Here is a 19,838-nt window from a genome sequence, read left to right as displayed (position 1 = left end):
CCGATCCGATCCCGGCGCGCGGCGCTGTGGGCCGCAGCGCGCGGCGCCACATGTCGCGGGCATCCTGCGGCGGGGCCACTAACGCGGCCTTAACCGTAACCCGCAAATCCGCCGGATCGCTCTGTCCGTCAGCCGCTCAGGGCGACGGCGCGGTCGAGGGCCTGGGCGAATCCCTCCAGCGGAACAGTGATCGTGGCGTCATCGCTGCTGCCCGACTTGTGGCCGATCACGAACAGCTTCTTGGCGGTCCGCATGCCATCGAGGGCCGGCGTCGGGAAGCCGATCGGCACGAAGCAGCCGTCCGGCCCGCAGGCGCTGTAGGGTGCGCCCTTGCCGAGGACCTGGTCATCCAGCTTGAAGGTGATGCCAGGCTCGATCGAGAGGCCAAAGGGCATCAGCACGATCCCTTCGGCGCGGCCCTCCTTCGGCGTCTGGAATTCGATGCCGAACTTGCGCCGACCCGTCTGCGAATCGCCCTGCGCCTGGGCGACGATGCAGGTGATCTTCTCCCCGGGATGCGTGCAGGTCATGGACCAGTCGCCGTAGCTCTCGGTCACGGAGTTGGCGCCCGTGGGCCACGCGGCATGGGCGGGCGCCGAGGCGGCGGCAGGTGTTGCCGGCGTTGCCTCTGTGGGAGCAGGCTTGGCCACCGGCTTCGGAGCGGCAGGCTTCGGCTTGGGCTTCGGCCGGGCCTTCGGCGGCGCCTCGGCCGGGGCGGCCTCCGGCTCGGCATCCTGAGCCCGCGGCGCCACCAACGGAAGGGCGAGCAGCAGCGTGACGGTCAGGCTGGAGCGCAGGAACGCGCGAATCGTCGGCATGGAATCAACAACCCCCAAGGCCATGGAACGGCAGAGCCGCCTAAAGCCCAAGCGGGGACGACGCAATTGCTCCGGCCGATCCGACGCCGAAACCGCCTCGCCGCGTCCTAAACCTCAGAGCGGGTTGGGGCCGCCGACGGCGCGGGCCAGGGCACAGCGACGGGCGAACGCGACCTCGGCGCCGCCGCGAACCGCGCGGGCGCAGGCGAACATGAGGGTGAGGATGCCGGGATCGCGGTCGACGGTCTCGGTGACCGGGCCGGGGATCCGAGAGGTGATGAGAGCGAGCATGACGGACTCCGACGGGCTGTGGCTCGGACGTTTCCGTAAAATCCCAGGCTGCGTGGCCATCTCGGCGGCCTTGTTGCATCGCAATATGAGGAATGCGGCCCGCGCCGGCCACAGGTCGGGACGCGGATGCATCATGCGTATGGCTCATGGCGACGAGCCGACACGTCAACGTTGCGTTTACGTCTCGATGCAGCGGATGGTTGACCGGACCCAGGCGAGCCGCCATTGAGCCGCTTTCGGCGACGGCCCCAACGGCCGCGCCGCTGCGCATGCGTGGACCTGTCGCCGCAGTGTCACATGCGCGCCATAACCCGCCCGCTGGCCAGACCGCGCGGACGCCCGCCGCGTCCGCCAGATCCGAGGATTTTCCGTATGACCGATCAGCCGTCCCGTCACCCGATCCACGGCCGCATCAGCGGCCCCATCGTGATGATCGGCTTCGGCTCGATCGGCCGGGGCACCCTGCCCCTGATCGAGCGCCATTTCGCGTACGACAAGGCCCGCTTCACGGTGATCGACCCGGTCGACACCCACCGGGCGCTCGCCGAGAAGCACGGCCTGCGCTTCGAGAAGGTGGCGCTGACCCCTGAGAACTATCGCGAGGTGCTCACCCCGCTCCTCACCGAGGGCGGCGGCCAGGGCTTCTGCGTGAACCTGTCGGTCGACACCTCGTCGCGCGCCATTCTGGAGCTCTGCCGCGAGCTCGGCGCCCTCTACATCGACACGGTGGCCGAGCCCTGGCCGGGCTTCTACTTCGACAAGAGCAAGAGCCAGGGCGACCGCACCAACTACGCGCTGCGGCAGGACATCCTCGACGCCCGCACCCAGAAGCCCGGCGGCCCCACCGCGGTCTCGTGCTGCGGCGCGAATCCCGGCATGGTCTCGTGGTTCGTCAAGCAGGCGCTCCTGAACATCGCCCAGGATACCGGCCTGCAGCGGCCGGAGCCCAGGTCCAAGGCCGAATGGGCCGGCCTGATGAAGGATCTGGGCGTGAAGGGCGTCCACATCGCCGAGCGCGATACCCAGCGCGCCAAGAATCCGAAGCCGCGCGGCGTCTTCGTCAACACGTGGTCGGTCGAGGGCTTCGTCTCCGAGGGCAACCAGCCCGCCGAGCTCGGCTGGGGCACGCACGAGACCTGGAAGCCCGACAATGCCCGCGAGCAGGAGAAGGGCTCGCGCTGCGCGATCTACCTGCTCCAGCCGGGCGCCGACACCCGCGTGCGCACCTGGGTGCCGACCGCCGGCTCGCAGTTCGGCTTCCTCGTGACCCACAACGAGGCGGTCTCGATCGCCGACTACTACACGGTGCGCGAGGGCGGTCAGGCGGTGTTCCGGCCGACCTGCCACTACGCCTACCACCCGGCCGACGACGCGGTGCTGTCGCTCCACGAGATGTTCGGCAAGGCCGCCAAGGTGCAGGAGCAGCACCACATCCTCGACGAGACCGAGATCGTCGACGGCATCGACGAGCTGGGCGTGCTGGTCTACGGCCACAAGAAGAACGCCTACTGGTACGGCTCGCAGCTCTCCATCGAGGAGACCCGCCGGATCGCCCCCTACCAGAACGCCACCGGCCTGCAGGTGACCTCGGCGGTGCTCGCCGGCATGGTCTGGGCGCTGGAGAACCCCGAAGCCGGGATCGTCGAGGCCGACGAGATGGATTTCCGCCGCTGCCTGGAGGTCCAGACCCCGTATCTCGGCCCGGTCGTGGGCGTGTACACGGACTGGACGCCGCTCACCGACCGCCCGGGGCTGTTCCCGGAGGACATCGACACCAGCGATCCGTGGCAGTTCCGGAACGTGCTGGTCCACGGCTGAGGTTTAGCCAGGTTCTGGATTGGATACGCCCCCTCCCTCACCCCTTTGCGGGGAGGGCGGCCCCCGAAGGGGGTCGGGCCGGGACGAAGTCCCGCGAGAGGGGAGCCACGGTGCAGAAGGAGGCTGTAGCCCTCACAACGGCTCCGCCTTTTCGGAAGCCGGGTTCCCCTCTCCCGACCCGGCCTGACGGCCGGCTCACCCTCCCCCGCCGAGGGGGGAGGGTGACGCGCCTCGTCGTCCCGCAACCCCATTCATCGATGAGGCCGGAACATCGTAGCCCTCCGCAACTCGGCCTGCCGTCGCATTGCCGGCGTCACGCACCACCGACGCCCAACACGAAATCCGGCCGGTAGGTCGCCCCCTCGACGGGGTTCGAGACCCAGCGGCAGCGCCCGACCGCCATGTCGTGGCCGGCATGGAAATGCCCGGAGATCCAGAGATCCGGCCGCTCGGCATCGGTGAGGTCGTCGAGCGCCGTGGAGGCGTAGAAGGCCGGCACCCACCAGGGGACGCCGGGCTCGTCCCGGTAGCGATCGGCCGCGCGCGGGCTCGCCGGATGGTGGGTGATCACCACGGTGGGACCGTCATGCGGGATCCGGAGCGCGGCGTGCAGGGCCGCCCGCTCGGCTTGGTGCTCGGCCATCGCGTCCGCGGGCTGCCAGGGACTGCCGTCGGCCTTCCGGATCGAACCCAGATATTCCCGCGAGCCGGTGACCGGGTCGGTCATGCGCGCGGCCGCGTAGGCGATCGGATCCTCCGGGCGCCCGGGCGTGTCGGCGTCGAGCCAGCGCCCGGCCAGCGTCCAGTCGCTCCACAGGGTCGTGCCGACGAAGCGCACCCCATTGATGACGCAGGCCTGCGCCCGTTGGAGCAGGTGGATCCGGGCGCCGAGCCCGTTCAGACGCGCGACCTCCGAGTCCAGGGCCGCCAGCAGTTCCGGCGCGGTGCGGCCGTCGCCGGTCGGCGCGTAGCGCTCGTGGTTGCCAGGGACCAGCACGACGGGCCGCCCCTGCGCGAGGTGCAGCAGACCCGCCAAACCGCGCTCGGGATGCCCCTCGTAGAGATCGCCCGGGCAGGCGAGCAGGTCGAACGGCTCGCTCGGCGGCGCGATCAGGTCGAGGCGGCGCCGTTCGATGTGGAGATCCGAGATCGGGAAGATGCGCATGGCTGTGATTACCGGGCGGCCCGGCGCTCGGCCGCCGCAGCCTTGAGGATGTCGGCGGCGGAATCGGCGTTGAGGATCGCGATCCCCGCCGCCACGACGAGATCCGGCCAGGGCGATGGGTAGAGGGCGGTCACCAGCCCGGCCGCGATGATCGCGAGGTTGGCGAAGGCATCGTTGCGGGCCGAGAGATAGGCCGCCTGGGTCAGGCTGCCCGAGCCGGTCCGGTGCCGGGCGAGCATGGCGGCGCAGGTCAGGTTCACGGCGAGCGCCCCGAGCCCGGCAAGGGTCAGCGGCAGGGCGGAAGGGGCCACGAAATCCGAGATTTTCCCATAGGCCGCCCAGGCGCCCGCGAGCGCCGGCAGGAGCAGGATGCCCGCCATGGCGGTGCCGAGGCGGGCGCGGTTGCGCGCGCTCCAGCCGAGACCCGCAAAGATCAACAGGTTGATCGCTGCGTCCTCCAGGAAATCGAGGCTGTCGGCGATCAGCGCCACCGAGCCGATGGCGAGCGCGACCGCGATCTCGATCCCGAAATAGCCGAGGTTCAGCGCCGCCACACGGGCGACGACGGGGCGGAGGGCGGGCGGCGCGGGCCGGGCGGCATCATCGGCAATCACGGGGCGCGTCTTCGCCGACCCGGGCAGTCCTGTCGAGGGCTGTTGAGAAAACCCTGCCCGCGCCTCAAGAAAGTTCGAGGCTCTTACGCCTTCGTCCGGGTGGATTCGATTCCGTGATCGTGCGAGGCCAGCAGAGGGCCGGGCGCGCAAGGCGTCGCAGGCCGGAAGCGGAGGTCTGCCGAGTCATGCTGCCCGAATTGCGCGTTCTCTTTTTCGAGGATCTCGAGGTCGGGCTGTCGGAGACCCTGTCGAAGACCATCGCGTCCTCGGACGTGGTCGGCTTCGCCGAGATCACCGGCGACCGCAACCCGATCCACCTGTCCGAGCATTTCGCCGCCCGCACGCCGTTCGGCACCCGCATCGCCCACGGCCTCTACACCGCCGGGCTGATCTCGGCGGTGCTCGGCACCCGCCTGCCGGGACCGGGCGCGGTCTACATCTCGCAGACCCTGAACTTCCGCGCGCCGGTGCGGATCGGCGATGTCGTGGAGGTGACCGTGACGGTCGCCGAGTTGATGCCCGAGCGCCGGCGCGCACGGCTCGCCTGCCAGTGCTCGGTGGCGGGGGAGACGGTCCTCGACGGCGAGGCACTGGTGAAGGTGCCGACCAAGGCCGAGGCCGACCCGCTCGCCATCCGCACCGAGCGACAGCAGGGCTGAGGTGGAGCCGGTTCCGGAGACGATCACCGATCCGGACGATCCGCGCCTCGAACCCTACACCCGCATGCGCGAGCGCGACCTCGTGGGCCGCGCCGGGCGCTTCATCGCCGAGGGCGAGGTGACCCTGCGGCTGCTGCTCGGCCGACGCAGCCGCTTCCGCGCCGAATCGATCCTGCTCCTGCCGGAACGGTGGCCGGGCCTCACAGAGGCCGTGGCGGCATGCCCTGCGCCGCCGCCGGTCTTCCGCGCCAGCCGGGCCGTGATGAGCGCCGTGGCGGGCTTCCCGATCCATCGCGGGGTGCTGGCGGTCGGCCTGCGCGGTGCAGAGCCCGACGCGGCGGCGCTCGTGCCGCCCGCGCCCGCGCCGGCCCTGGTGCTCGGCCTCGCGGGCCTGACCAACCACGACAATGTCGGTGCCGCCTTCCGCAACGCCGCCGCCTTCGGGGCGGATGCCGTGGTCCTCGACGCCGCGAGCTGCGATCCGCTCTATCGCAAGAGCATCCGGGTCTCGGCCGGCGCCGCGCTGATCCAGCCCTTCGCGCGGCTCGCCGTGGACCAGGACTGGCTGCAGCTCGCCGAATCGCTCGACCTCCAGGCGCTGGCGCTCAGCCCGGGCGCAACCGAGACCCTGGAGGAGCACGCAGCCCCCAAGCGGGCGCTCCTGATCCTGGGCACGGAGGGGCCGGGGCTCGATACGGCGATTCTCGCGCGGGCACGGCCGGTCCGCATCCCGATGGCGGCGGGCTTCGATTCCCTCAACGTCGCCACCGCGGCGGGCATTGCCCTTCACAAGATCGCGTGCGGCCAGGGGCGTCTCGACGTCGAACGATAAGGTCCAGCGCAGACGCCACGCCCGGGATCACAGGTCCGGTCCGCTCAGCGCGAGATTGAGATCTTTGGTTGAAAGAATTTCCGCGATACAACCACAGAATACAACGTGATCAATCTCCCGCCCTAGTTTCCGCGACCGCATACGCAAAAACGTAAGATTTCCATGGTCTATCCGGCTGTAGTACCGCAACCCGGCGGGTCGGACCGTGAGAACATCAAATCATGTCGCGCGCCATTGGCTGAGGCTGCCAAATCCGGCCGCACGGCTGTGGCGTGAGCGGAGCGGTGCAACGGCGGTCGAGTTCGGGCTCGTCGCGCTGCCGTTCCTCGCCATGGTCGGCGCCTGTCTCGAGAACGGGCTCGTCACCTGGGAGCAGGAGATCATCCAGCAGGCCGTCGTCGAGGCCGGGCGCCAGATCTATACGGGCTCGTTCCAGACCGCGAATGCCGGCACGACCGACGCGGCGACACTGCTGAGCCGGTTCCGGACCGCGATCTGCACGCAGCCGAACGGCGCCCCGCGGGTGACGATCTTCAACTGCGCCAATGTCCGCGTCAGCATCACGCCGGCCGCCAGCTACGCCGGAGCCACGACGGTCTCGCCCGTCGCCTTCAACACCAACGGCGTCAGCGACTGGAACCCGAACTTCCAGAGCTACACCTGCGGTGGAGCGTCCTCGATCATGGTGGTCCAGGCAGCCGTCGACATCCCGGTCTTCTTCCCGTTCCTCGGCGCGGCGACGGCAAACCTGCCGAACAAGCGGCGCGTGCTCCAGGCCGCGACCGTGTTCAAGATCGAGCCCTACACCACCAAGTCCGTCTGCTCGTGATGACCGCCCTCTCGCAGACCCTGAAACGCTTCCGGGCCGACGGGCGGGGCATCGCCGCGGTCGAGTTCGCCCTGGTTCTCCCGGTGCTGATTGCCATCTACTTCGGCACCGTCGAGTTGACCCGCGTCCTCGATGCGAACCGCAAGCTGACGTTGTTCGCCCGCACGCTGGCCGACCTCTCGGGGCGCGCCGACAACCCGAAACCCTCCGCCGCCGACATGACGACGATCGCCGGCGCGGCGACCGCGATCCTCCGGCCGCTGGACGCTTCGGGCCTCCAGATCGTCGTCAACGCCATGGGCGTCGAGTCGGTCTACGGCACCCTCTACGGCGGCGTGTGCTCCAGCTGGCCCCAGAACGCGACCCAGCGCCCCGCCCAGCAGATCAACGGGACGAACGGTTTGCCGGCTACGCCGGCCGCCTATCAGTTCGACGGGGCGCGCTACATCCTGGCGGAGGTGTCGATGGCCTACACGCCGATCATCGGCAGCGCCCTCTACCGTTGGATCTTCGGTGCGCGCGGTCTGACCTTCACCCGGCAGATCCCATGGTCGCAGCGGACCATCAACGAGATCGTCATGCCGGGCGGTGTGGCCTGCCCGACCTACTAGAGCGCTCTCCGCCGAAGTGGACACCGGTTCGGCGCAAGAGAGCGCGCACAAACGAAGGCTTCGAGGGGGGCTCGATTGCAACGCGATCGGGCACCGCTCGAGAGCCTCATCCTGCGACGGGGGCTTCGGTCTTCCGGACGCGATGAGGCACGACCAACAACCGGACGCCAACCCCCGATCGCGACGGTCGGGACCAGCATCGTCCCTATTCCAGCCTGTGTTCCATCGCGCTCCGGCCGGACGCCCCCAGGTCCACCGGCAGGGCGCCCAACCGCGCGAGGGTACCGTGTCGTTGTTTCCTGACCGCGCCATCTGCTCCCTCCGCGTGCGCCTGACGGATTACCGGCGGGCGCGCTCCGGCCAGGTCGCGATCACCCTCGCCCTCATGGCGATCCCGATCCTGTTCGCCTCCGCCGCCGCCATCGATTACGGCCGTCGCAACGCCGCCAAGGCACGGCTCGACGCCGCGCTCGATGGGGCCGTCCTCGCGGTCATGTCCCAAAAGACCAACACCATCACGCAAACCAATCTCCAGAACATGGAGACGCAGTTCCGGACCGAGGCCGCCAAAGTCCCCGGCGTGAACGTCACCACCTTCACGCCCGGGACACCAGTCAACGGAACCTCGACGTTGAGCTTGACGGCGAGCTACACCGCCACCGTAAAAACCAGCTTGGCCTCGATGATGAAAGTCACGTCGATGAACATCGGCGCAACTTTGGCCAGTACCCGCAATCTGTTCCAATACATCAGTTTTTACCTGCTGCTCGACAATTCCCCGTCAATGGGACTTGCGGCAACCGATACCGATGTCAACAACATGAAGAACGCGACGAACGACCGCTGCGCCTTCGCCTGTCACGAGCACACCTACGACAGCCAGGGCAATGTAACCGGCGACAATCTGAACGACTATTACCACGTTGCGCAGAAGAACAACATCAAACTGCGCATTCAAGTCCTGAGAGACTCGGTCTCGGCGCTGGTCGATCAGGCCAACGCCAGCATGTCGCTGAGCCAGCAGTTCCAGATGGAGATGTGGACCTTCAACGATTCCGCGACCCAGACGCGGTTGCAGGCCATGACGCCGACCCTGAGCCAGATCAAGACGGCGGCGGCCAACATCGACATCGCCTACGCGTATTACAGTCAGTCCGACAATCAGACCGATTTCGAGCGTGCCATTGCGAAGATGAACACGACGATCCCGGCCAGCGGGACGGGTACGACGTCGGCATCGCCGATCCGATTCCTCTTCTTCGTGACCGACGGCGTCGAGGATACCGGCGGCACCGTCACCAACCAGAGCGCCGGGTTTCAGAACAACAGCAATCGCTTCATCGGCCCGTTCAGTCCGTCGACCTGCAATACCCTAAAGAACAACAACGTTCGCATCGGGATCATCTACACCCAATATCTTCCGATCTACGACAATCCTTTTTACGTATCTAACGTCAAGCCGTACGAGAACCAGATCGGGCCGATGCTGAAGGCCTGCGCGTCGGACGGCCTGTATTTCCCCGTCGCCTCCGGCGGCGACATCACGGCCGCCATGCTCCAGCTGTTCTCGACCGCCGTCGCCTCCGTCAGACTGAGCAATTGACGCGCCCGTGCGGCGAGCACGGTTCGTCGCGCCCGCGACGCGGCTGTCGCTCTCGGCAGTATCAAAGAGACGGCGCCTGGGGGAATGCTCGTCGCCGCACTGCCGGCGTCCACCCGTGGATGGATCTCAGATTTCACGCACGCTCGACAGGGAAGGCATGCGCCGAGATGGGCCAGCGCTTTGTCTGCCGACCCGATAGGCGACTGAGACCACTGCCACCTCACGCCGCCCGGGCATCGGCGGCCGGCTTCGGGAGCAGCGCCATGAGCGCCTGCAGCGGCGCACTCGCCTCCCCGGTCCAGACGAGATGCGTGCGATTGCGGCGCAGGCGCTCGGGCAGCGGATGGCGCTGCACTGCGTCGCTCAGAACGGCATGGTCGAGCATCTCGCTCGGCACGATCGCCGCCCCCGTGCCCGCCGCCACACAGGCCACGATGGCGTGGTAGGAATTCATCTCCAGCACCCGCTCGGGCGACGCACCCTCCCCGTCCAGCCACGCGACGAGGCGGGCGCGGTAGGAGCACCCGTGCGGGAAGGCCACGACGGTGCGTCCGCCCAGCGCGACCGCCGCGCGGATCGTCCTCGCGCCCTTGCCGGTGATCAGCACGAGATCCTCGTCGAAGACGTGAACCGACGCGAGGCTTCGACGCTCGAACGGCTCCGAGATGAAGGCCGCCTCGATTTCGAAACCGTCGAGCTGACGCAGCAGCGCGCGGGTCGTGCCGGTCCGCAACTCGATCGCGACATCCGGATACCGCGCGTAGAAGGCCGACAGGATCGGCGGCAGCCGCGCGCCGGCCGCGCTCTCCAGGGAGCCGAGCCGGAGCACGCCGCGCACGGTTCCGCCGCGCAGATCCCGCTCGGCCTGATCGGCCATCTGCAGCAGCTTCTCCGCATGGCCCAGCAGGGTCCGCCCGGCCTCCGTCAGCGCGAGGCTACGCCCCTGGCGGCGGAACAGCGCGACGCCGAGGCGTTCCTCGAACTGCTTGATCCGGGTGGTCACGTTGGAGGGCACCCGGTGCAGGTGCGCCGCGGCCCGTGTCACCCCGCCCTCGCGCACAACACTGCGGAAGATGTCCAGGTCGTCGAGATCCATTGTTCTCATGACAAGAACGATAGGTCACAAAAATTCATTTTCCAAGACGGTCGGAGCCGTGTTCAACGGACCCGATGAGCACGACGCAGCCCGCCGCCGCCGGAACACAGCCCACGATTGGGCCGATCATCGGGTCCGGCCTCGTCGCCCTGGCGGTCGCCATGGGGATCGGCCGGTTCGCCTTCACGCCGCTCCTGCCGCTGATGGTCCGCGACGGTACCCTGAGCCCGGCGGCCGGCGCGGAATGGGCGGCGGCCAATTACCTCGGCTACTTCCTCGGCGCGCTGACCGCCGCTTGGTTCGCGGGCGATCCGCGGCGCGGGTTGCTGCTGAGCCTGCTCGGCGTGGCGCTGACGACCCTCGCCATGGCGGCGATCGAGCCTGGGTCGGCCGCGGTGCTCGGCCTCGCGCTGCGCGGCGGCGCCGGGGTGTTCAGCGCCTGGGCGCTGGTCTGCGCGAGCGGCTGGTGCCTGGCCGAACTCGCCCGGCGGCGGGCCGGGCAGGCCGGGGCCTGGGTCTACACCGGCGTCGGGCTCGGCATCGCCCTGGCCGGCCTGCTGACGTGGCTCGGCGGACGCCAGCCGGCGCAGCGGCTCTGGCTCGAACTGGGCGTCATTGCCGGCGCCGGCGCGCTTTTCGTCTGGGCGCAATCCTCCGCGCCATCCTCCAGAGCGGACACGCAGACGGCCGAAATCACCGAACGGGAGGCCGCATCCGCCGCGCCGATGCCCCGGAGCCGGCAGCTCTCCCTCGTGGTCTGCTACGGAACCTTCGGGTTCGGCTACATCGTTCCGGCGACCTTCCTGCCCTCCATGGCGCGGGCGCTGACGCCCGATCCGCTGGTCTTCGGGCTGACATGGCCGCTGTTCGGCCTCGCGGCCGCGCTCTCGGTCGCCGCGGTGGCGCGCTTCCTGCCCCATGGCTCCCGCCAGCGGATCTGGGCGCTGGCGCAGGGCGTCATGGCGCTCGGCACAGCCCTGCCCCTGTTCGTCCCGACCCTGCCGGCCATCGCGGTGTCGGCGATCCTCGTGGGCGGCACCTTCATGGTCGCCACCATGGCGGGCCTGCAATTGGCCCGCGAGGCGCGGCCCGACAATCCGACGCCGCTCCTGGGCCGCATGACCGCCGCCTTCGCGGCCGGGCAGATCGCCGGCCCGCTGCTGGTGCGTGCCCTCGGCTCCGGGCGCTGGGGCGGTTGGGACGCGCTGAGCTGGACCGGCGCGGTTGCCACGCTGCTGCTGATCCTGACAGCCTTATGGCTGTGGCGGTCCGCGCGACCCGTCCCTTGATGCGCTCTCCACCGAACTGGACATCGATTCGGCATAAGAGAACGCATCACACCACGGGCTGAAAGCCATGCCCCATCCTGAGGCCCCTCGACCGATCGCCCCGGAACAGGGGCTATCGACACGACGGCCACCCGGTAAGGTTGTCCCGGTATAATCGCCCAGTTCGTTCTGCGCGCGACAAACGGCAGCAATTGCCGCCGGCGCGAGATGGCCTAGCTTGACCATTGGGCGTGCGGGGGAATCGACAGGGAGTCGGCGGCGTTGCTTCAGTCTGGGAATGGGTTGCGGGCGCTGACCGGTCGCCGGGTAGCCGTGGTCGGCGCCGGTCCGGGAGGCTTGGCCTCCGCCCTGCTTTTGGCGCGGGCCGGGATCCACGTGACGCTGTTCGAGAAGGACAGCCAGGTCGGCGGCCGCACCAAGACGGTGTCGGCGCCGGGCGGCTACAAGTTCGATATCGGACCGACCTTCTTCCTCTATCCTCAGATCCTGGCCGACATCTTCGCCAGCTGCGGCGAGCGGCTGGAGGACCACGTCAAGCTCGAACGGCTCGATCCGCAATACCACCTCGTGTTCGAGGGCGAGAGCGGGATCTCGGGGACGATCCGGGCGACCGGCGACATCGCCCGCATGGAGCAGGAGATCGCCCGCCTCGCGCCGGACGACGCCAAGAACGTGCAGGCGTTCTTCACCGAGAACCGGACCAAGCTCGAATACTTCAAGCCGATCCTGCAGCAGGCCTTCCACACCCTGCGCAGCCTCGCGAGCCCGGCGATGCTCGCCGCCCTGCCCTACCTGCATCCCGGCCGGAGCGTCGACCGCGACCTGAAGCGTTACTTCGCGGACCCGCGGGTGCGCCTCGCCTTCTCGTTCCAGACCAAGTACCTCGGCATGTCGCCGTTCCGGTGCCCGAGCCTGTTCACGATCCTGTCGTTTCTCGAATACGAGCACGGGGTCTACCACCCGGTTGGCGGCTGCGGCGCGGTCTCGGACGCCATGGCGGGTCTGGCCGGCCGTATGGGCGTCGATCTGCGGCTCAACACCAGCGTCGAGCGGGTGCTGTTCGACGGCAAGCGCGCCAACGGCGTCGTGGCGGACGGCGAGACCTTCAACGCCGACGCGGTGCTGATCAACGGCGACTTTGCCAAGGTGGTGCGTGCCCTGGTGCCGGAGCGGCACCGACCGCGCTGGCGCGACGCGAAGATCCAGAAGGCGCGGCTCTCTTGCTCGACCTTCATGCTCTACCTCGGCATCGAGGGAAACATGCCCGAGAGCCTGGGGCATCACACGATCCTGCTCGCCGAGGGCTACGAGAAGAACATCCGCGAGATCACCGAGGGCACGCTGCCGATGCAGCCCTCGCTCTACGTGCAGCATGCTGGCTACACCGACGGCGGCATGGCGCCCCCCGGACAGACTGCCCTCTACGTGCTCGTGCCGGTGCCGAACCTGAAGTCCGGGATCGACTGGGCCGCCCAGCGGGCGAGCTACCGCGCCCTAATCATGGAGCGGCTGAAGCTCCTCGGGATCGCGGATCTCGAATCCCGGATCCGCTACGAGCGGATCATCGACCCGACCCAGTGGGAGGAGGATTTCGCCGTCCACGAGGGCGCTACCTTCAACCTCGCCCACGACCTGATGCAGATGCTGTATTTCCGGCCCCACAACCGCTTCGGGCCAGGGCTCTACATCGTGGGCGGCGGCACCCATCCGGGCTCCGGCCTGCCGGTGATCTACGAGGGCGCCCGCATCTCGGCCCGTCTGCTGATCGAGGAACTGGCCGGTGCCCGCGCGGCCGCCTCCGCCGGCATCCCCGAGACCGCACCGCTGGCCACCTCCCGCGAGGCCTCGTGAGCCGGCCGGGGGTTCGGAGGTCGGGTCGACGGCACGGTCTGCCCGGGCTCGTCGTGGCGGGCACGCTCTGTGCCACCGTACCGGCGACGGCCGCGACCGTGCAGGTCGAGATCGACGGGATCGAGCCCGGCGGCGGCCCGGTGCGGGTCGCCCTGTGCCAGGGGAGCCTCGCGGAAGCCGCCTGCGCCCGGGGCGATGAGGCCTCGGCCTCCGCCGGCCGGCTCCAGTTCACCTTCCAGGGCGTGCCGACCGGGACCTACGCGGTGGCGGCCTATCAGGATGCGAACGGCAACGGCCGCCTCGACCGTACCGGGCTCGGCCTGCCGCTCGAACCCTATGGATTCTCAGGCGTCGCCGGGCGCCGGGCGCGGCCGGATTTCGCCGAAGCGGCCTTCAGCCTGCGGGAGCCGGGCGGCTCCATCCGCGTGCGCCTCGCCCGCGCCCTGCCGCGGCGCTGACGCGGATGGGCGATCCCCTGGTCAGGATCGCGGGCGTCGGTCTCGACCTCGGCGGGCGGCGGGTCCTGGAGCGCGTCGATCTCGACCTCGAAGCCGGCGAGACCCTGGCGCTCCTTGGCCCGAACGGGGCCGGCAAGTCCTCCCTGATGCGCCTCGTGGCGGGCCGGCTCGGCCCGAGCGCGGGATCCGTGCGGGTCGGCGGTGCGGATCCGCACCGCGCGGGCAGCGCCCGCCGCGCCATCGGCTGGGTCCCGCAGGAGATCGCCCTCTATCCGAAGCTGACGGTCGCCGAGAATCTTGGCGTGTTCGGCCAACTCGCGGGTGTCGCCCGGCGCGACCGGAGAGCGGCCGTGGAGGCCGCGCTGGCGATGGCCGACATCGCCGAGGTCGCGCGGCGCCCGGTGGGAACCCTGTCGGGGGGCTACCGACGCCGGGTCAACATCGCCGCGAGCCTGATGAACCGACCCAGTCTGGTCCTGCTCGATGAGCCGACGAGCGGTGTCGACCTCGCCGCCCGCGCGGCGATCCACGCCGTCCTCGACCGGCTGAAGGCGGCCGGCACCGCGATCCTGATCGCCACCCACGACTTTGCGGAAGCCGAGCGTCTGGCCTCGCAGGTCGCATTCCTGGCGCAGGGCCGGATCGTGCGCGCAGGCCGCCTCGCCGATCTGCTCGCGCAGCTGCGCACGGGCGCGCCCGAGCGGGAGCTCGGTCTGACGGTCCCGGCGGACGCAGCTGCAGCCGCGTCCCTGCGCCGGGCCGGCTTTGCGGCCGCCGAACCGGATGGCCTCGTCTGGCGCTCCGTCGAGCGCTCCGGGCTCGACGGAGCCGCCCTGCTCGGAGCCCTGCGGGCCCAGGGCATACCGGTGGCCGAGGTCCGGGTACGCGCTCCGCGGCTGGAAGCGCTCTACCTCGACGCCCTTCGGCCCCGCGAGGCGAACGACAGCGGGACCACCACCCTGCGGGCGGGGATGGCCCGATGATCGGTGCCGCGTTCCGCGTGATGGCGCTCAGCCTGCTGCGCGACCGCGCCGCGCTGGTCATGGCCTTCGTGCTGCCGACCGTGATGTTCTCGATTTTTGCGGCGATCTTCTCCGGGGCGACCGGCGACCGGATCCGCATTCATCTCGGACTTGCCGATCTCGCGCAGACCACCGCCACGCGGCGCCTCACCGATGCGCTGGCGGCCGATCCGTCCCTGCGGGTGACGCGCCTGCCCGTGACCGACCTCGTCGGCGTCGCCGAAGCGGTGCGCTCGGGCGAGGTCGATGTGGCGCTCGCCCTGCGGGGCGACCTGATCGCGGCTCCCGCGGAGGGCGCGCCCGGACCGGCCGACCAGCCGGTGGTGCTGGTTGAGAATCCCGCCAAGGCGCTGGCGACGCCGATCGCGCTCGGCCAGCTCCAGCGCGTGCTGAACGCGGCCTTGCCCGACGTGGTCCTGTCGCGGATCGTCGCCGACGTGGAGCGCAGCGGCAAGATCGGCCCGGACGAACGCCGCTTCCTCGACGAGGCGTTCGCCGAGCAGCGGGCCAAGAAGGAGCCGTTCGGCTTCGCCGACTTGGTCGAGCGGCGCAGCACCGCCGCCGGCACGGCGAACGCCCGGATCAGCTACTACGCGGGGGCGATCACGGCCGTATTCTTGCTGTTTGCCGCCATGCAGGGGGCGATGTCGCTGGTCGAGGAGCGCGAGACCGGCCTCGCCGAGCGGCTGATGGCCGGTCCGGGCGGGCTTCCGGTGGTGGTGCTCGGCAAGTTCGGCTTTCTGACACTTCAGGGCGTCGTGCAGGCGGGGCTGATCTTCCTGGCCGCCGCACTCCTCTACGGGGTGGAGATCGGCCCGCACTGGCCGGCCTTCCTGGCGACCTGCCTGCTGGTCTCGGCCATGGCGGCGGGACTGGCGCTCGCGGCCTGCGCCCTCGCGGCGTCCCGCCAGCAGGCGCACCTCGCCTCGACCTTCGGGGTCCTGCTGCTCTCGGCGGTGGGCGGCTCGATGGTGCCGCGCTTCCTGATGCCGCCCTGGCTGCAGCAGGCCGGCTGGCTCACCCCCAACGCCTGGGCGATCGATGCCTATCAGAACGCGTTGAGCGAAGGGTTCGCCGTCGCGGCTCCGGCGCTGGCGGTTCTGGGGGGCCTGGCACTCGGCGGACTCGGTCTTGCCCTCACGCTGGTGGCCCGACGTACGGCCTGACCGGACGACACTATTCGACGTAGACGCCGGCCCCGATCAGCGCCCCCGCGCCCGCGACGTGGGTCTCGCAGACGTAGCTCCATTTCACGGTGGGTACCGCCTGCCCCGGCCTCGGGAACATGTAATCGACCCAGCCCGAGCCGAACTGGCCGACGGTCTCGATGAAGTCCCGATGGAATTGCTTCCCATCGGCGTCGCGCTCGTGGAGCAGGTCCCGCCCCTCGCGGTTCGGATAAGCGGCGTTGAACAGCACGACGCCCCGCATGTCGACAACGAACAGATAGACATCCCCGTAGCGCCATCCGCTGCCCTTCTGCCGGAATTCGGTGAAGGCGGCGGGGCCGCGCTCCTCCAGGAACTCGGCCGCCCGGTTGACGAGCTTCTCGATCTCCACGGCCTGATGGAAGACCGGCGGCGAGCGCTTCCCGGACGCGGGTAGCGTCGCGCCGAGCAGGAGCAGCACCGGCCAGATCAGCAGGGCTCTCGCCATGGCCTCACCTCACCGCAGCACCATCCGGCTTTCGATCCCGCGGCCGGTCAGGCCCGCGTTTCCAGGGCGGGACCGCCAGGTGTCAGGCGTTGCCGCAGGGTCGCCAGCCACCGGCGCCGCGGGGGCGGGACCGTCGGGCCGACGGCATTGGGCAGGGCCTCGAAAGCAAGGCGGTTGCGTTGCAGCTCGATGATCCGGTGGAGGTGTCGCATCGCCGTGAGCCCCTGCGCGGCGATCAGGCGATGGCCCTCGCAGGCGCCGTCCTCGACGAGGCGCTGCACGGCATCCTCGGCCCGGGCAATCAGCCCCCGCGACTCCAGACAATACAGCTCCATCTCAGCGAGATCCGGCATTTCAACCTCCCTGCCGATCACGTCTTTGTATTAGACCTATGCTGAATATTGCTGTGATTGGCCGGAAAGCATCATCCGTTTGGGGTGTATCGCGCTTCCGTTCCGATCACCGTTTCGTGCGCGCCAAGCGACCGGGGCGGACGACACGATTGCCGGCGCTCGGTCGGCCGCGGCTTCGGCCAGCCTGTCGCAAGTCAGGCCCGGAAACCGGGGGCGCGACGATCCGCGCTGGTCCTGCGACCAGGGGCGCGCGGACACGGCCGGCGTGATCGGTCACGGTCCGGTCCCGCCTGACGAGACGAATCTATGCTCCGCCTGCTCATCGCCGACGGCAACGATCGTGCGGCCCGCGGCCGGCACGTCGCCGCCACGGGCCGGACTTCGGCCGAGTCCTACGCCGCCGTGGTGCGGGCCCTCGCCCCCGGGACAACCTGCCGTTTCGTCAGCCCGGCCGATGCGGACGCCGCGCTGCCGGCCGGGCTCGATGATTTCGACGGCGTGATCTTCACCGGATCGACCCTCAAGGTCTCCGAGGGCACGCCCGAAGTGACCCGGCAGGTCGATCTGATGCGCGCGGCCCTGGAGGCAGGGCGGCCGATCTTCGGCTCGTGCTGGGGCGTCCAGGTCGCCGCCACGGTGGCTGGAGGCAAGGCCGCCGAGAACCCGCGCGGCCCCGAATACGGCTTCGCCCGGTCGATCACGCCGACCGAGGAGGGCCGGACCCATCCTCTGCTCGCCGGCCGGCCGGCCGCCTGGGACGCCCCGGCAATCCACTCGGACGCGGTGCTGCAGCCGCCGCCGGGCGCCCGCGTGCTCGCCGGCAACCCGATGCTGGGCATCCAGGCGATCGAGATCCGCTACGGCACCGGCTGGTTCTGGGGGACGCAGTACCATCCGGAACTCGACCTCGACGAACTCGCCGCCATGCTGCGCCTTTGCGATACGGCCCTCGTGGAGGCCGGCTTCGCGGAGGATGCCGGGGCGGTGGCCGCCTATGCCGACGAGATTGCCGGCCTCGGTGGACCGGACGTGGGGGCGGCCCGGCGCCTTGCGTGGCGCCACGGGATCGGCCCGGAAATCCTGGACGCGACGCTGCGTCGCCGGGAAATCGGCAACTTCCTGGCCCGTCTGTCCACAAGCGTGGACGAATAGACCTGCGCCGCGACCGGGTGGCGCGTTGACCCGCCCGGTCGTGGGTCTAGCTTCGCTGGCGAGGGCCGCCTCACGGCCTCGGGAGCGACCCATCAGGATGACCCAGGATTCTACGGTCGCCGTCATCGGCAGCGGGCTTGGCGGACTCGCGGCCGCATGCGTCGCCGCCGCGCGGGGCCACCGCGTGACGGTCTACGACAAGAACGGCTGGCTCGGCGGCAAGGCGGCGGTGCTGCACGAGGGCGGCTTCCGCTTCGACATGGGCCCGACCATCCTGACCGTACCCCGGGTGCTGGAACGGATTTTCGCCGAGGCCGGCCGCTCGGTCCACGACTACATGGATTTGCGCCGCCTCGACCCGCAATGGCGCTGCTTCTTCGACGACGGCAGCCAGATCGACCTGATGCAGGACGTCGAGCGGATGGCAGGCGACATGGAGCGCTTCGCCCCCGGCAGCGGCGAAGGTTATAAAAAATTCCTCTCCATTTCGGAGCATCTGCACGGGGTTTCGGAACGATTCTTCTTCTGGAAGCCGGTCGAGGACCTGTTCGACACGATCAATATTCGCGCCAACATGAACCCCGGCACGCTGCGCGACGTGCTCTCCCTGCGCATGCACGCCTCCGTGGCCTCGACGATCCGCGGCAAGGTCAAGGATGCCCGGCTCGCGCAGATGCTCGACCACTTCGTGCAGTATGTCGGCTCCTCGCCCTACGGTGCGCCGGCGGTGCTCTGCGCCATCGCGCACATGCAGACGGCCGACGGGGTCTGGTACCCGATGGGCGGCACGCGGGCCGTCGCCGAGGGGCTGGCGAAGCTCGCCCAGGAACTCGGCGCCACCTGCAAAACCGACACCGAGGTGACCGGCATCGAGACCGCCAACGGCGCGGTCCGCGGGGTACGCACCGCCGCCGGCGTCACGCCGTTCGACGCGGTGATCTCCAACATGGATTCAGTGCGCACCTACCGCGAACTCGTCGGCGGTGATGCTGCCAAGGCCTACGCCAAGAAGAACCCCGAGCCGGCCTGCTCGGGCGTGGTGCTCTACCTCGGCCTGAACAAGCGCTACGAGCACCTGAACCACCACGATTTCGTCTTCTCCCGCGATCCGGAGGAGGAGTTCGACTACATCTACAACAAGGGTGAGCCGGCCCCGGACCCGACCGCCTATCTGGCCGCCCCCTCGTCCACCGATCCGAGCGTGGCGCCGGAGGGCGGCGAGGCGCTGTACGTCCTCGTGCACACGCCGTATCTGCGCCCCCACCACGACTGGCGCCCGGACGGCCCGCTGTTCCAGAACTACCGCCGGACGATCCTCGACAAGCTCAAGCGCACCGCCAACATGCCGGATCTGGAGGAGCGTATCGTGGTCGAGCGTCACCTGACGCCGCAGGACATCCACGAGCGCTATCGGGTGCTAAACGGCGCGATCTACGGGCTGGCCTCGCACGGGCGGGTGATGGGGGCGTTCAAGCCCGGCAACCGCTCGCGGCAGGTGCGCGGCCTCTATCTCGCGGGCGGTGCCGCCCATCCGGGGCCCGGCATGCCGATGGTGATGATGTCCGGCTGGATCGCCGCCGACGCGCACGATCAGGACGCGCGCGGCGCTTTGCGCGCCACGGCGTGAGATCCGCGCCGCCCTTCCCTCCCCCCTCTGCGGGGGAGGATGGCCCCCGAAGGGGGTCGGGAGGGGGGCAGCGCGACGCGGCAGAACTAGGCTC

General features: G+C 69.7%; 20 protein-coding genes. 13 read left to right on the top strand and 7 right to left on the bottom strand.

Translation table 11 applies throughout. The annotated features are described in order from the left end of the window. Positions 1-128: 128 nt before the first annotated feature. Together OXS49_RS13085 and OXS49_RS13080 are read right to left on the bottom strand one after the other, a co-directional pair. Complete coding sequence (locus OXS49_RS13085) at positions 129-818, bottom strand: invasion associated locus B family protein (protein WP_267424661.1); 690 nt, start codon at positions 816-818, stop codon at positions 129-131. A 114-nt stretch (positions 819-932) separates the two neighbouring features. After that, on the bottom strand, positions 933-1,109 hold the full coding sequence (locus OXS49_RS13080) for a hypothetical protein (protein WP_244000910.1): 177 nt from the start codon (positions 1,107-1,109) through the stop codon (positions 933-935). A gap of 372 nt (positions 1,110-1,481) precedes the next feature. Here OXS49_RS13080 and OXS49_RS13075 point away from each other — a divergent pair, with 372 nt between their 5' ends. After that, positions 1,482-2,927 (top strand): saccharopine dehydrogenase NADP-binding domain-containing protein, encoded by a 1,446-nt coding sequence (locus OXS49_RS13075; RefSeq protein WP_244000912.1) that lies wholly within the window; start codon positions 1,482-1,484, stop codon positions 2,925-2,927. A gap of 313 nt (positions 2,928-3,240) precedes the next feature. On the opposite strand, the gene OXS49_RS13070 is transcribed toward OXS49_RS13075, so the two are convergent. Together OXS49_RS13070 and OXS49_RS13065 are read right to left on the bottom strand one after the other, a co-directional pair. Further along, positions 3,241-4,092 carry a metallophosphoesterase gene (locus OXS49_RS13070; protein ID WP_267424657.1) on the bottom strand — a complete coding sequence of 284 codons (852 nt, stop codon included), beginning with the start codon at positions 4,090-4,092 and terminating at the stop codon, positions 3,241-3,243. An 8-nt stretch (positions 4,093-4,100) separates the two neighbouring features. Next, entirely contained in the window at positions 4,101-4,706 is a 606-nt protein-coding gene (locus OXS49_RS13065; protein ID WP_244006286.1) for a cation transporter, read from the bottom strand. Between the two features lie 185 nt (positions 4,707-4,891). Here OXS49_RS13065 and croR point away from each other — a divergent pair, with 185 nt between their 5' ends. The 5 genes from croR to OXS49_RS13040 all read left to right on the top strand — a co-directional run bounded on the left by croR (position 4,892) and on the right by OXS49_RS13040 (position 9,240). Continuing rightward, positions 4,892-5,365, top strand: a complete 474-nt coding sequence (gene croR, locus OXS49_RS13060) for a 3-hydroxybutyryl-CoA dehydratase (protein WP_244006284.1) — start codon at positions 4,892-4,894, stop codon at positions 5,363-5,365. A gap of 1 nt (position 5,366) precedes the next feature. Further along, positions 5,367-6,197, top strand: a complete 831-nt coding sequence (locus OXS49_RS13055) for an RNA methyltransferase (RefSeq protein ID WP_267424648.1) — start codon at positions 5,367-5,369, stop codon at positions 6,195-6,197. A 205-nt stretch (positions 6,198-6,402) separates the two neighbouring features. Continuing rightward, positions 6,403-7,026, top strand: coding sequence for a TadE/TadG family type IV pilus assembly protein (locus OXS49_RS13050; RefSeq protein WP_267424646.1), 624 nt, complete (start codon positions 6,403-6,405; stop codon positions 7,024-7,026). Continuing rightward, positions 7,026-7,637, top strand: coding sequence for a TadE/TadG family type IV pilus assembly protein (locus tag OXS49_RS13045; RefSeq protein WP_244006281.1), 612 nt, complete (start codon positions 7,026-7,028; stop codon positions 7,635-7,637). The genes OXS49_RS13050 and OXS49_RS13045 overlap by 1 nt, the downstream gene beginning before the upstream one ends. 286 nt (positions 7,638-7,923) lie before the next feature. Continuing rightward, complete coding sequence (locus OXS49_RS13040; protein WP_267424644.1) at positions 7,924-9,240, top strand: TadE/TadG family type IV pilus assembly protein; 1,317 nt, start codon at positions 7,924-7,926, stop codon at positions 9,238-9,240. Positions 9,241-9,460: 220 nt separating this feature from the next. Here OXS49_RS13040 and OXS49_RS13035 read toward each other — a convergent pair whose 3' ends face one another. Beyond that, positions 9,461-10,336 (bottom strand): LysR family transcriptional regulator, encoded by an 876-nt coding sequence (locus OXS49_RS13035; RefSeq protein WP_267424642.1) that lies wholly within the window; start codon positions 10,334-10,336, stop codon positions 9,461-9,463. A 74-nt stretch (positions 10,337-10,410) separates the two neighbouring features. Between OXS49_RS13035 and OXS49_RS13030 the strand changes: the two genes are divergently transcribed. The 5 genes from OXS49_RS13030 to OXS49_RS13010 all read left to right on the top strand — a co-directional run bounded on the left by OXS49_RS13030 (position 10,411) and on the right by OXS49_RS13010 (position 16,122). Then, the gene (locus OXS49_RS13030; protein WP_267424640.1) at positions 10,411-11,625 is read left to right on the top strand and encodes a YbfB/YjiJ family MFS transporter; all 1,215 of its coding nucleotides are present in this window, start codon (positions 10,411-10,413) and stop codon (positions 11,623-11,625) included. A gap of 261 nt (positions 11,626-11,886) precedes the next feature. Further along, positions 11,887-13,476 (top strand): phytoene desaturase family protein, encoded by a 1,590-nt coding sequence (gene crtI, locus OXS49_RS13025; protein ID WP_267424638.1) that lies wholly within the window; start codon positions 11,887-11,889, stop codon positions 13,474-13,476. A 38-nt stretch (positions 13,477-13,514) separates the two neighbouring features. Beyond that, positions 13,515-13,934, top strand: coding sequence for a DUF2141 domain-containing protein (locus OXS49_RS13020; protein ID WP_244006295.1), 420 nt, complete (start codon positions 13,515-13,517; stop codon positions 13,932-13,934). Between the two features lie 5 nt (positions 13,935-13,939). Beyond that, complete coding sequence (locus OXS49_RS13015; RefSeq protein WP_244006276.1) at positions 13,940-14,917, top strand: ABC transporter ATP-binding protein; 978 nt, start codon at positions 13,940-13,942, stop codon at positions 14,915-14,917. Beyond that, positions 14,914-16,122: an ABC transporter permease gene (locus OXS49_RS13010; RefSeq protein WP_244006275.1), complete on the top strand. Its 1,209-nt coding sequence runs from the start codon at positions 14,914-14,916 to the stop codon at positions 16,120-16,122. The genes OXS49_RS13015 and OXS49_RS13010 overlap by 4 nt, the downstream gene beginning before the upstream one ends. A 10-nt stretch (positions 16,123-16,132) precedes the next feature. Here OXS49_RS13010 and OXS49_RS13005 read toward each other — a convergent pair whose 3' ends face one another. After that, on the bottom strand, positions 16,133-16,612 hold the full coding sequence (locus OXS49_RS13005) for a cache domain-containing protein (protein ID WP_244006274.1): 480 nt from the start codon (positions 16,610-16,612) through the stop codon (positions 16,133-16,135). A 47-nt stretch (positions 16,613-16,659) separates the two neighbouring features. Beyond that, positions 16,660-16,965 (bottom strand): hypothetical protein, encoded by a 306-nt coding sequence (locus OXS49_RS13000; protein ID WP_267424629.1) that lies wholly within the window; start codon positions 16,963-16,965, stop codon positions 16,660-16,662. 306 nt (positions 16,966-17,271) lie between these two features. On the opposite strand from OXS49_RS13000, the gene OXS49_RS12995 reads away from it, so the two are divergent. Next, a complete protein-coding gene (locus tag OXS49_RS12995) occupies positions 17,272-18,117 on the top strand; it encodes a type 1 glutamine amidotransferase (RefSeq protein WP_267424628.1) in 846 nt (281 codons plus the stop codon). Between the two features lie 97 nt (positions 18,118-18,214). After that, entirely contained in the window at positions 18,215-19,744 is a 1,530-nt protein-coding gene (gene crtI / locus OXS49_RS12990; RefSeq protein ID WP_267424627.1) for a phytoene desaturase family protein, read from the top strand. The last annotated feature ends 94 nt before the right edge of the window (positions 19,745-19,838 follow it).

It is taken from the genome of Methylobacterium sp. GC_Met_2 (assembly GCF_026540795.1).
In the GTDB taxonomy this organism is placed as follows: Bacteria; Pseudomonadota; Alphaproteobacteria; order Rhizobiales; family Beijerinckiaceae; genus Methylobacterium.
The sequence above is the reverse complement of the archived record's forward strand: the minus strand, read 5'-3'. Positions and strand labels throughout refer to the sequence as shown.